The 12,203-nt window shown below is 68.0% G+C and carries 11 protein-coding genes; 5 read left to right on the plus strand and 6 right to left on the minus strand.

Annotated features, from left to right (window positions below; translation table 11 throughout):
• Positions 1–11: 11 nt before the first annotated feature.
• The gene (locus tag JHL17_RS06165; protein ID WP_200191176.1) at positions 12–785 is read left to right on the plus strand and encodes a hypothetical protein; all 774 of its coding nucleotides are present in this window, start codon (positions 12–14) and stop codon (positions 783–785) included.
• Between the two features lie 38 nt (positions 786–823).
• On the opposite strand, the gene JHL17_RS06170 is transcribed toward JHL17_RS06165, so the two are convergent.
• A complete protein-coding gene (locus JHL17_RS06170; RefSeq protein ID WP_200191177.1) occupies positions 824–1,075 on the minus strand; it encodes a hypothetical protein in 252 nt (83 codons plus the stop codon).
• A gap of 390 nt (positions 1,076–1,465) precedes the next feature.
• Between JHL17_RS06170 and JHL17_RS06175 the strand changes: the two genes are divergently transcribed.
• Positions 1,466–1,684, plus strand: coding sequence for a hypothetical protein (locus JHL17_RS06175; RefSeq protein WP_200191178.1), 219 nt, complete (start codon positions 1,466–1,468; stop codon positions 1,682–1,684).
• Positions 1,685–1,691: 7 nt separating this feature from the next.
• Here the strand turns inward: JHL17_RS06175 and mtnA are convergent, their stop codons facing one another.
• Positions 1,692–2,783, minus strand: a complete 1,092-nt coding sequence (mtnA, locus tag JHL17_RS06180) for an S-methyl-5-thioribose-1-phosphate isomerase (protein ID WP_200191179.1) — start codon at positions 2,781–2,783, stop codon at positions 1,692–1,694.
• A 172-nt stretch (positions 2,784–2,955) separates the two neighbouring features.
• Between mtnA and JHL17_RS06185 the strand changes: the two genes are divergently transcribed.
• Positions 2,956–4,629 carry a sensor histidine kinase gene (locus JHL17_RS06185; RefSeq protein WP_200191180.1) on the plus strand — a complete coding sequence of 558 codons (1,674 nt, stop codon included), beginning with the start codon at positions 2,956–2,958 and terminating at the stop codon, positions 4,627–4,629.
• 223 nt (positions 4,630–4,852) lie between these two features.
• On the opposite strand, the gene JHL17_RS06190 is transcribed toward JHL17_RS06185, so the two are convergent.
• From JHL17_RS06190 to JHL17_RS06200, 3 genes are all read right to left on the minus strand, one after another.
• Positions 4,853–5,320 carry a Dps family protein gene (locus tag JHL17_RS06190; RefSeq protein WP_200191181.1) on the minus strand — a complete coding sequence of 156 codons (468 nt, stop codon included), beginning with the start codon at positions 5,318–5,320 and terminating at the stop codon, positions 4,853–4,855.
• 181 nt (positions 5,321–5,501) lie between these two features.
• Complete coding sequence (locus tag JHL17_RS06195; protein ID WP_200191182.1) at positions 5,502–7,214, minus strand: methyl-accepting chemotaxis protein; 1,713 nt, start codon at positions 7,212–7,214, stop codon at positions 5,502–5,504.
• 50 nt (positions 7,215–7,264) lie between these two features.
• Complete coding sequence (locus JHL17_RS06200) at positions 7,265–7,747, minus strand: cache domain-containing protein (protein ID WP_200191183.1); 483 nt, start codon at positions 7,745–7,747, stop codon at positions 7,265–7,267.
• Between the two features lie 609 nt (positions 7,748–8,356).
• Here JHL17_RS06200 and JHL17_RS06205 point away from each other — a divergent pair.
• Entirely contained in the window at positions 8,357–10,396 is a 2,040-nt protein-coding gene (locus tag JHL17_RS06205; RefSeq protein ID WP_200191184.1) for an elongation factor G, read from the plus strand.
• Between the two features lie 67 nt (positions 10,397–10,463).
• Here JHL17_RS06205 and JHL17_RS06210 read toward each other — a convergent pair whose 3' ends face one another.
• The gene (locus JHL17_RS06210; protein WP_200191185.1) at positions 10,464–11,873 is read right to left on the minus strand and encodes a methyl-accepting chemotaxis protein; all 1,410 of its coding nucleotides are present in this window, start codon (positions 11,871–11,873) and stop codon (positions 10,464–10,466) included.
• A gap of 122 nt (positions 11,874–11,995) precedes the next feature.
• On the opposite strand from JHL17_RS06210, the gene JHL17_RS36805 reads away from it, so the two are divergent.
• Positions 11,996–12,203 (plus strand): hypothetical protein (locus JHL17_RS36805; RefSeq protein WP_211113326.1); only part of this gene is annotated, 208 nt, incomplete at its 3' end.

Here is a 12,203-nt window from a genome sequence, read left to right on the forward strand (position 1 = left end):
CCCGTACCGGCATGATCCGTTCCAACCCGCCCCGCCGCCCGGCCGCCCCGCCGGCCCCGTCGCCCGGCCGCAACGCGGCCCAGCGCCAGCGCGAGATCGCGACGCTGCTGATGCGCCTCGACGCCATGCTGAAGCAGTCGGCGGAGCTGGCCCAGACGGCGCGCGAGCGGGTGTCGGTCGGCGGGCTGGCCCGCTACCGCCGTTTCAGCCGGCGGGTGCGCGACTTCTTCGCGCTGGCGGCGCTGACGCAGGAGCGGCTGGACGCGGCGCCGGAGGAGATGGAGGATCTGATCGATCCCATGACCACCGCGCTGGAACGTCTGCACGCCCGCATGGTGGTGCAATTCGTCGAGGGCAGCGCCGGCTTCTTCTCCAGCTTCGCGCGGGTGAAGGCCCTGCCCATCGGCACCCATGAGATGTGCGGGGTGGAACTGCGCGGCGTGCTGGAGATCCGCAAGTTCCTCGACGACCCGCTCTATGAGGGGGAACGCGGGCAGGTCCTGCGCGCGGAGACCGACCGCATCGCCGCCCTGATCCGCCGCGTGATGGACCGCATCCCGCCGCTGCCCGACTTCGGCGACGAGCCCAGCATCGGTCCGCGCGGCACGCTGAACAGTCCGCTGAAGGGCCCCAACGCCCACCTGCCGCCGGGGCGGGCCGCCGGCCGCCCGGCCCCTGCCCGACCAGCTGCCGGCATGCCGCCGCCCGCCCCGCCGGCCTCGAATCCCAGCACCGAGGTCCGTTCGCTGAGCCTCGACCAGTTCGAGGACGACGGGGACGAGTGACGAGGGCAGGGGGCGGAGTTCACCCCCTTTGTCACCGGCTACCGCCGGTGCCTGCCCTCATCCGCCGTCAGTGCGCCGACCGCGGCGCCGGCGGCGCCGCCGAGCAGGCCGCCATAGACCGCGCTGCCACCGGTGACGGCGCCGATCGCCGCACCGCCGGCCGCCCCGATGGCGCCGCCGGTCAACGCGCGGTTCTCGCGATGGTTCAGGTTCGAACAGCCGCCGAGCAGGGTCGCGCCGATCAGCAGCGCCATCGTCCCGGTGGTGAGTGTCCGCATGGTCGTCTTCATCGATCCCTTCCTTCACAGGCACGGCGATACAAGGGCCGCCGACGCTCCGTCATCGAGCAGGGCATGGCGGCCAAGCTTATGTTTGGTGAGCGGCCCGGTCCGCCGCCGTGACAATTTGGGGGTATCGATGCCATCCGACCGGGATGCCGCACCCCTTTGGTATTTCAAGGCTGACGAGGGCTGGAAATATGGCACCCAGGGAAGCTGGCGACGGCACCGGAGGGACGGCTTCTTCCACGCCGTCCACCGATAAGGTGTCGGCCATTCTCCTTCCGGGGGATGGGATCGTGACGAACGGACAATTGCACGGGTGGTGGGCTTCTTCCAATATCCGAAGCACCGGAAAAAACCTGATATCGCCGGTCCGCAATCTCTGATTCATCGGGGCCTATGGAAGACATCGACCGCCAAAGAGCGCTTGCCTATTTCGAAAGGCTGGGGAAAGAGCGCGTTCGACTCTATACCGCCATCGACTGCGACCGTTATCTCGGTGATTGGCAGGTTCGTGAATTGGCCGACCAGTGGCTTGATGCGAAGAATGCGGAAGACATGCCAAAGACGTTGGGGTTGCCGTTGTGGCGGCGGCTGTTGTCCAACCGCCGCCTTTGAGATTTCGTCAACCTCGTTCCGGAAACAAATCCCGCAACCCGTCGCGTGACGCCGCGCAGACGCCGCGTTCGGTGATCAGGCCGGTCACCAGCCGCGCCGGCGTGACGTCGAAGGCGTAGTTGGCGACCGGACTGCCGTCGGGAGTGACGCGCACCGTTTCGATCCGGCCATCGGCGGTGCGGCCGGTCAGTTCGCTCACCTCGCGGCCGTCGCGCTCCTCGATCGGGATGTCGCGCACGCCGTCGGCGATGGTCCAGTCGATGGTCGGCGACGGCAGCCCGACATAGAAGGGCACGCCGTTGTCATGCGCGGCCAGCGCCTTCAGATAGGTGCCGATCTTGTTGCAGACATCGCCGGTCGCGGTGGTGCGGTCGGTGCCGACGATGCACAGGTCGACCTTGCCATGCTGCATCAGGTGGCCGCCGACATTGTCGGCGATGACGGTGTGGGGGACGCCGTGGTGCTTCAGTTCCCAGGCGGTCAGGCTGGCGCCCTGGTTGCGCGGCCGCGTCTCGTCGACCCAGACATGCAGCGGGACGCCCTGTTCGAAAGCGGCATAGACCGGCGCCAGCGCGGTGCCCCAGTCGACGGTGGCGAGCCAGCCGGCGTTGCAGTGGGTCAGCACGTTCACCGGCTCGCCCGGCGCCTTGCGCTCCGCCGCGGAATGGATCAGGGCGGCGCCGTGGAGGCCGATGGAGCGGTTGATCTCAACATCCTCGTCGGCGATGGCCGCGGCCTCAGCCTCGGCGGCTTCGCTGCGCTGCGACTCGGGAAGAGGCGCCAGGCGGCGGCGCATGCGCTCCAGCGCCCAGCGCAGGTTGACCGCGGTCGGACGGGTCGCCAGCAGCGCCGCGCAGGCGTGATCCAGCCCCCGGTCGCTCGCGTCGGCACGCAGGGCCAGCGCCACGCCATAGGCCGCCGCGGCCCCGATCAGCGGGGCGCCGCGCACCAGCATGGCGCGGATGGCGTGGGCGGCGTCTTCCAGGCTGGTCAGGCGGACGATGGCGAAATCATGCGGAAGCCGGGTCTGGTCGATGATGGCGACCGAACCTCTGCCATCCGGCCATATGGTGCGATAAGCCGTCCCGTCGATCCGCATAACACCATCCTCCCGATGACCGTTCCATCCCTGCCAATGCGGGATGACTTTGTCGGCACCTCACAATAGGTGGTGGCCGCTACGGCTTCAACACGGGTAGCGTTCGGCGGAACCGTCACCCGCCGGACGGTGTTACCGTTTCCGGCTAAGAATGAAGTGGCCGTATCCCCACATGGTTTCCAACACGATGCCGTTGCGCGCGCTGCGTTCCCATCCTTCCCCGCTCTACCGGCTGCCCGGTTCGGCGCTGGTCCTGATCGCCTGCACCGCCGCGGTTCTGCTGACCATCGGGCTGTCGGCCGTCTTCGCTTGGCGCGACCGCAACGAGGCGGTTCAGCAGGCGACCGGCGTCGCCGGCAACATTGGGCTGCTGGCGGGGGAACATGCCGCCCGGCTGATCGAGTCGGGCGACCTGCTGCTGACACAGGCGGCCACATTGGCCGGGCCGCCCGGAACCCCGCTGCCCGACGACGTGGCGACGCGCGACCGCATGGCCTTGCTTGCGGCCAGCGCTCCCCATGTGGTCGGGCTGGAACTCCGCGACTCCTCGGGCGCGCTGCGCCTGTCGAGCCTGTCAAACTCGGCCTCTGGCGCGGCCCCGGGCGCCGCGTCGCCGGCGCTCAAGCCGAATGGGATGGCCATCGGCACCGGCCGGATGCAAGAGCGTTCGGTGATCACCCTGGCGCAGCCCCTGCCGGGAGCTTCGGCCGGGAGCGGGACGCCGCGCGGCTGGGCGGTCGCCGGTCTGGACGCGCGGGCCTTTCGCGACGTCTACCGTTCGCTCGACGTCGGCTATGGGCACAGCATCGCCATCCTCCAGCCGGACGGCACCCCGCTGCTGCGCGAGCCGGAAGGTGGCGGCACCATGGGCGGCAACGCCGGCGACGACACCGCCAGCCATGCCGACGACATCACCGTGACCCGCCCGATCGGCGACACCGGCCTGTCGGCGGCGGTGACCATCTCCACCGGCAGCGTGCTGCGGCGCTGGAGCGAGCGGCTGTGGATCTATGCCGCCTTCGCCGCGGCGGCCTGCGCCACGGTCGCGGTGATCGGTGCCCTCGCCATCCAGCGCGCCCGGCGCGAACGCGAGGCCGAGGATGCCCTTCAGCACGCCTACGACACGCTGGAAGAGCATGTCCACCAGCGCACCGCCCAGCTGGAGCGCGCCAACGCCCAGCTGGAAGCCGCGGTGACCGACAAGGAGGTGTTGCTGAAGGAGGTGCAGCATCGGGTGAAGAACAATCTTCAGGTCATCTGCAGCCTGCTGCGCCTGCAGGCGGCCCGCATCGACGAGCATGCCCGCCGTGGCTTCGACGAGAGCCTGCGCCGCATCCAGACCATGAGCCTGCTGCACGAACTGCTCCATCGGTCGGAGGAGCCGGCGCACATCAACTTCGCGGACGCGCTGCGCCAGATGTGCGACGGGCTCGTGCGCTCCGACAACCCGACCGCCGCCCGGCTGGAGTTGGAGACGCAGGACTGGATCGTCGATGCCGACCGGGCCACGCCGCTGGCCATCGCCACCAGTGAGCTGGTGTCGAACGCGCTGCTGCACGCCTTCCCGCACGGGCATCCCGGTACCGTGCGCGTCGTGCTGGAGCGCGAGGGTGCCGGCATGCGGCTGATCGTGCGCGACGACGGGGTCGGGCTGCCGGCCGGCATGCCGAGCCAGCACAAGCGGCCCGGCAGCGGCGGGGCCAGCAGCGGGCTCGGCCTGAATCTGGTGCAAGCACTGTCGCACCAGGCCGGGGCGACGCTGAAGATCGAGCGCGATGGCGGCACCATCTTCACACTGACGATTCCCAACCAGCCGGTCCGTCAGCATGCCAAGACCGCGGCGTAGCTGACGACGGCATGAAGGACCGGACGGTCTCATACGCGGTCAGAAAAATTCTGACCGCTGCGTTCATACGCCACGCAGGCTTCGCGCCTGGCGGCGCGCGCCCGCAGTCGCGGGCGATACCGGGTTCGAAAAGTCAGAACTTTCCGAATCCGGTATCATACGGAAAAGGGCCTCCCCATCCTGCCGGACGGGAAGGCCCTGACCTTGTAAGCCGGTCCCGCGACTATTCCAGCATGCTGCGCAGCATCCAGGCGGTCTTGTCGTGGATCTGCAGGCGCTGGGTCAGCAGGTCGGCCGTCGGCTCGTCGCTGCCCTGCTCGGCCAGCGGGAAGACGCTGCGGATGGTGCGGGCGGCGGCCTCATGGCCTTCGACCAGCTGGCGGATCATGTCGTTCGCCTTGGGAACGCCCGCCTCTTCCTTGATCGAGGCCAGCTGCGCGAACTGCGAGAAGCTGCCCGGCGCCGGATAGCCCAGCGCGCGGATGCGCTCCGCGATCTCGTCCAGCGCGGTCCACAGCTCCGTATACTGGGTCATGAACATGGTGTGGAGCGTGTTGAACATCGGCCCGGTGACGTTCCAGTGGAACGAGTGGGTCTTGATGTAGAGCGCGAAGGTGTCGGCCAGAACCTTGTTCAGCCCTTCGGCGATGGATTTGCGGTCTTCATCCGAGATCCCGATGTCGATCTTCATGCTTCGATCCTTCTTCTTGGGTCCTGCATCATAATCCCCGCTTTGGCTCGGGCTCCAGCGCGGCGGTCACCGGCCGCTGCCCCGCGGTCCCGGACAACAGCTTGGGCGCAAGCGGGCTGTTTCAAGGCTGATGCGACCAAACTTCGCGGATGGGTGGCCCGCCTCGGGCGTATAGGCCGCCTCAGCCCGCCCTCAGCCGGCCGATGAAGTGAGACACCTCGCGGTTCAGCGTCACCGCTTGGCCATCCAGCAGTTCCGCGGCGCGCAGGACCTCGCCGGCGGCGGTGCCGGTCTCGCCGGCGCTGACGGAGACGGCGGCGATGGTTTGGGAGACTTCGGCGGTGCCGGCGGCGGCCTCCTGGACGTTGCGGGTGATCTCCTGGGTGGCGGCGGCCTGCTGCTCCATGGCGCCGGCGATGGAGCCGACGATCTCGTCGATGCCGACCACCGTGTCGCCCACCCCCTTGATGGCGGCGACGGCGGCGCCGGTCACCTGCTGCATGGCGGCGATCTGGGTGCCGATGTCCTCGGTCGCCTTCGCCGTCTGGGTGGCGAGGTTCTTCACCTCGCTCGCCACGACGGCGAAGCCTTTTCCGGCTTCCCCCGCCCGCGCCGCCTCGATGGTGGCGTTCAGCGCCAGCAGGTTGGTCTGGGCGGCGATCGAGTTGATCAGGCCGACGATCTCGCCGATGCGGTGGGCGGCGTCGGACAGGCCGACCACATGGCCGTTGGTCTCCTCCACCGCCTGCACCGCACCGCGCACCATGTCGAAAGAACGGCGGACTTGGGCGCCGATCCCGGCGATCGAGGCCGACATCTCTTCCGTCGCGACGGCTGCGGTCTGGACGCTGGTTCCGGCCTGGGCGCTGGCGGCGGCGACGATGGCGGCCTGCCGGTTGGCGCCGTCGGCCCGCTCCAACATGCCGGCGGCGTTGCTGCGCACCTGATGGGCACCGGCCCCCACCTGCTGCACCACCTCCGCCACGCGGGCCTCGAACAGGTCGGCCAATTCCCGGATGGCGCGCTGCTTTTCCGCCTCAGCCTCCGCCTTCTGGCGCTGCTGGTCGGCGGTCAGCCGCTCCACCTCGCGGGCATTGGCCTGGAACACCTCCAGCGCGCGGGCCATGGCGCCGATCTCGTTGCGCATCCGGCCGCCTTCGACCACGCCGTCCAACCTGCCGGCGGCGAGTTCCGTGGTGGTGCGCGAAAGTTGCTGCAACGGCCGGGTGATCGAGCGGGCGAACAGCAACCCGGCCGACACCATCGCCAGCAGCAGTCCCCCCATCACCAGCGCGAAGTCGCGCCGTGCCGCGGCGGTGGCGTCGCGGGTGGCCCGGGTGGCGGCGGCGGTGGAGTGGCCGATGGCCGCCTGCGTCTCCACCACCTTGGCGGTCAGGGCGTCGAACTGGTCGTCGGCGTGGGCCATCATCGGGATGCCGATCAGGCGGTCGATGGCCGCCATCTGATTCATCTCCTCCACCGCCTTGGCATAGGCGCCGATCCGGACCGACACATCGTCCAGCATCGTCCGCTCCGCCTCGGCCAGCGGCATGGCGCGCAACTCCGCGACGGCGCTGCGCGCCTTGTCCAGATTGGCGGCGATGGCGTCGCGCATGGCCTGGAGCTTGGCCTCCTCGATTCCGGAACCGGACAGGGCGAGGTGCCGGGACACATCGCTGAGGATGACATAGGCGATGGCGACCAGCCGGTCGATCCGGCCCAGCCGCTCCGCTGCTTCGCGGTGGATACCGTCCACCGCACCCAGCGCCTGCTCCGACTGGCGGTCGGCCAGGGCCAGCGCGGCCACCGTCAGGACGATCCCCATCAGGGGGGCCGCGAACACCCGGCCCGTCACCGACAGGCCCGAAAGACGCGCAAAGACACCGCCGTTCATCCCAACCCCCTCAATCGGCTCCGCACATGCATCGCGTCAGATGCCGGCCGTCACTTGTAGATGCCGACATAGGCGACCAGCTCCTGGCCGGGCACGCGCTTCACGTAGGTGATCTTCGGCTCGATCTTGTTGCTGGCGGGGTTCAGCCAGCGGTATTCGACCCAGCCCTCGCCCTTCTCCCTGGCGACCGCCAGCACGTCCTGGACGATGAAGCGGCCGTCCGGATCCTTGACGTTGATGACGCTCTGGCCGACGCCGGCCGGGCGCGGCGGATAGACCTTCCAGACGCCGGCGAAATCGATGACGTTGACGTAGATCTCACCGTGCTTGAACGGGCCGTCGGCGTTGAAAGCCTTGGCGGCCTCGTCCAGGCCCTGGGCGAAGATCCGGTCTGCGGCCTTCAGGGTGATGGACTTGGCGTCCTCCTGCGTCGGCTTGGCCTCCTGCGCGAGGGCGGAGGGGAACAGGGGGGCGGAAACGACGGTCCCGGCGGCGGCCAGGGCGACAGCGAGCAAACGAAACCACAGGCGCATATGCTCTTTCCCCGAGGAATGCGGAGCGGCCGGCGACCCGGGCGCGCTCCTGAAGGTGTTGTTCGGCCTTCATCGCCCTTGGGCGCGGCCATTATCACGCAAGGTTACCGGTGGAAGGTTTCATTCATTTGTCCGTCTTATTTCTTTGCGATCACACCGCGTTGCAGCATAGCAATATTGCGACTCTATGATCAAATTTTACGCGCATAGGATGCGTAATCCTTGTTTCAAATCCTGCAACGGGCGACTTGATGGAGGTGACGGAGAGTTTGGGCCGACCGTCAGCCGATGCGGCCTATCGACGCATGGACGGCTCCCCTGCTTCGCGCGTGACGGTTTGCCGCCCCTTTTTTCCATCGACAGCCGCGTCGTTCAGGTGGAGCATCGAAACTCCGATGCGGGCGCTCCGCCGGCTCCGGACCCGATGCGCTGATCCAGCGCCTGTCCGCCGCCGCCCGTCGCCTGGTCCGGACATGCCAGTCCTTTGAAGGTGCCAGTCTGAAGAGCCACATGCGAACGGGCCGCCCCGGCGGCCGGCGCCAGCGGCCCATTCCCGGCCCAGGCCCGTCCCCCGGTCACGACAGCCCGAAGCTTCGACGGGAGGTGTGAATGCCGCATACGCAAATCCGGACGGCGCGCTGCGCGGCGCTGGTCGGCCCCTATCTCGCCGGCAAGACGACACTGCTGGAAAGCCTGCTGTTCGCCGCCGGGGCCGTCACCCGCAAGGGCAGCGTGCGCGACGGCAATGCCGTGGGCGACAACTCGCCGGAGGCCAAGGCCCGCTCGATGAGCACCGAGCTGAACGTCGCCTCCTTCGATTACCTGGGGGAACGCTGGTCGATCCTGGACTGTCCCGGCTCGGTCGAACTGACGGGAGAGGCGCAGGCGGCACTGATGGCCGCCGACATCGCCATCGTGGTGGCGGAGGCGGCGCCTGAGAAGGCGGTGTTGCTGGCTCCGCTGTTCAAGATGCTGGACGACCACCGCATCCCGCATCTGCTGTTCATCAACAAGATCGATGCGCTGGGCGACATCAGGGTACGCGACGTCGTCGCCGCCTATCAGGAGGTCTCGGCCCGCAAGCTGGTCCTGCGCGAGGTGCCGTTGCGCGAGAACGGCCAGATCACCGGGCTGATCGATCTGGTCAGCGAACGCGCGTGGCGCTTCAACCCGCACAAGCCGTCCGAACCGGTGGCCCTGCCCGACAATGCCCGCGACTGGGAGGCGGAGGCGCGGCAGGCGATGCTGGAATCGGCCGCGGACTTCGACGATGGCCTGCTGGAGAAGCTGCTGGAGGAGATGGCCCCGGACAGTGCCGAACTGTACCGGACGCTGGCGCAGGAACTGGCCGACGACCTGATCGTCCCCGTCTTTTTCGGGTCGGCGGAGAACGACAACGGTATCCGCCGCCTGTTGAAGGCCCTGCGGCACGAGGGGCCGGAGGTCGCCACCACCGCGGCCCGCATCGACCTTCCCGCGGGCACGGCAGTCGCGGCCCAGGTGGTGAAGACGATGATGGGCTCCCATGCCGGTAAGCTCAGCCTCGCCCGCGTCTGGCGAGGCACCGTCACCGATGGCATGACGCTGGGGGCCGAGCGGGTGTCCGGCCTCTTCCAGCTGTTCGGCCGCGACCAGACCAAGGTGCCGCAGGCCGTGGCCGGCGACTTCGTGGCGCTTGGCCGGCTGGAAAAGGCGGCGACCGGCGACCGGTTGACCGAGAAGGCCGACCTCGGCCCGCCCGCCGACTGGCCGGCCGCCGCCCCGCCGGTGCATGGGCTGGCCCTGCGCGCTGAGAACCGCAATGACGAGGTGAAGTTGTCCGCCGCCCTGCAGAAGCTGCGGGAGGAGGACCCGTCCCTGACCATCGACCAGTCGGCGGAAACCGGGGAACTGGTGCTGTGGGGGCAGGGCGACGTGCATCTGAAGCTGGCGATGGACCGGTTGCGCAGCCGCTTCAACGTCGCGGTGAAGGGCCAGCCGCCGCAGGTTCCCTATAAGGAGACGATCCGCAAGGGCACCAGCCATCATGCCCGCTTCAAGCGGCAGACCGGCGGCCACGGCCAGTTCGCCGACATCCATGTGGAGGTCCGGCCGCTGCCACGCGGAGCGGGGATCCAGTTCGAGGATGGAGTGGTCGGCGGCGCCGTGCCGCGCCAGTATATCCCGGCGGTGGAGGCCGGCGTGCGCGAGGCGGCGGTGCGCGGGCCGCTGGGCTTTCCGGTGGTGGATTTCGCGGTGACGCTGACCGGTGGCCAGTTCCACGCCGTCGACAGCTCCGACATGGCCTTCAAGACGGTGGCGCGGCAGGCGATGGCGGACGCGCTGCCGGGCTGCGAGCCGGTTCTGCTGGAGCCGATGCTGACCGTCACCATCGCGGTGCCCAGCGCCTTCACGCCGAAGGTGCAGCGTTTGGTCAGCGGCCGGCGCGGCCAGCTTCTGGGCTTCGACGCGCGGCCGGGCTGGCCCGGCTGGGACGAGGTGAAGGCCTGCATGCCGCAGGCGGACATGCAGGATCTGATCGTGGAGCTGCGGTCGCTGACCTTCGGCGTCGGCAGCTACAGCGCCGAATTCGAACGGCTTCAGGAGGTGGTCGGCAAGGCGGCGGACCGGGCCGTCGAAATCCGCCGCGACATGCTGGCGGCACAATAGGCGACCGGACGCTGCACCGCCCGGCTGACGAGCGGTGCAGCGGGTCCGTCCGTCGACCTCCCGCTTTCTACCGTGCGTCGGCGGCGGCGAATTCCTTGACCTTCGTCTTCAGCAGATCGAAGGTTCCGCTCAGGTTGTTGGCGGAAGAAAGCACCTCGGCGGACATCTCGCCGCTCTTCGCTGCGGCATGGGCAACCGCGTCGATGTGGGCGGCGACCATCCGGGTCCCCTCCGCAACCGACCGCACCCGTTGGGCGATGTCGTGCGTGGTTGCCCCCTGCTGTTCGGTGCCGGCGGCGATGGCGGACGAAATCTCGCGAACCTGCGTGATCACCAAGCCGATGTTCTTGATCGCCTCGACCGTTTGCCGGGTCTGATCCTGAACCAGCGAGATCTGGCCGGTGATGTCCTCCGTCGCCTTCGCGGTCTGGTTGGCGAGATTCTTGACCTCGCCGGCGACGACGGCGAAGCCCTTGCCGGCTTCGCCGGCGCGGGCGGCTTCGATGGTGGCGTTCAGCGCCAGCAGATTGGTCTGGCTGGCGATGTCCTGGATCAGCTTGACCACCGTTCCGATCTTGCTGGCGGTTTCCGCCAGTCCCTGGACCATCGCGTCGGCCCGCCCGGTCTCATCCGCCGCCTTGTTGGAGATGCCGGCCGCGTCGCCGATCCGCTGGGCGATTTCGTTGATCGAGCTGGCGAGCTGCCCGGTCGCGCTGGCGACGGCCTGGGTGTCGGCCGACACCTGATTGGCGGAGACGGTCGCCTGCTCCATCTTCTGCTCGCCCTCTTGCGACAGGCTGGACAGGGAATGGGCGACGGTCTGCAGGTCGTCGGCCATCGTCGCCGACCGGCCGGCAAGCTCCGACACCTCGTCCGCGAGCTTATGGCTGCGATGACGCTCTTCCTGCAGGACGGTCAAATCCTTCCAGTAGGTGATGACATAGTCCTTGCCATCCTGTTTGCAGGCCACCAGCGTCACTTCCACCGGAGCGAGGCTGCCGTCCAGCCGGCGATGGTACCAGTCGAAGCGGACGAAACCCTCCCTGGCCGCCGCGGTGATGTATTGCACCGCCGCTTCCTGCGACGAGCGTTCGTCCGGCTGCGTCACCGGCGACAGGGCTGAGGGGTGCATGCCGACGATGTCATTCCGTGACCGTGCCCGCAGGAAACGCACGGCGGCCTCGTTGCAGGCGCAGAACCCCTCCATGGTCGCCACCAGGATCGGGTCGGCCGATTTTTCGAACGCCATCAGGCTCATCGCATCTTCGGGGGAGAGGGTGTTCTTCTCCGTGTCGTTCCGCTGTTCCCGGCCCAGCAGCAGCCCGCTGGCGAGGATTGCCAACCCGACGACCAACGCCACCCAGAAGGTCCAACCGGACAAGGCGGCAGTGCCGCCACCGGCCAGAAGGGCGGCCGGCACGGCCAGACCGGAAACCACGATGCCGGCAATCCGCCGGCCGCTCAACGCTTCGACCATTGACGCTATCCCCGATGATGCTCTTTTGCGTGCGACTGTTCGCGCTAAAATCTTGAGGGCCGCATTTAAAAAGACGAAAAGTTAAATAAGGCGTAAAGATTCAATCCAAAAGGAGGATGGCTTTGGTTTCGCATCTGAGGGGTTGTGTCGCGCAAGAGAACTGTGAGAAATCCATTCGCAGATCAACCAAAAGAAACAATTTTAGACTAATTGACTGTAATCATCATCAGGCATTCCTTATGATCTGGGCTTTGCCGACTGGTTCTGATCTCGACTTTGCGCATTTATGCGGGGAAGCAGATGGCCTGAATGAGGCGGTCGAGCAAGGCG

The organism is Azospirillum endophyticum (assembly GCF_016595245.1).
Taxonomy (GTDB): domain Bacteria; phylum Pseudomonadota; class Alphaproteobacteria; order Azospirillales; family Azospirillaceae; genus Azospirillum; species Azospirillum endophyticum.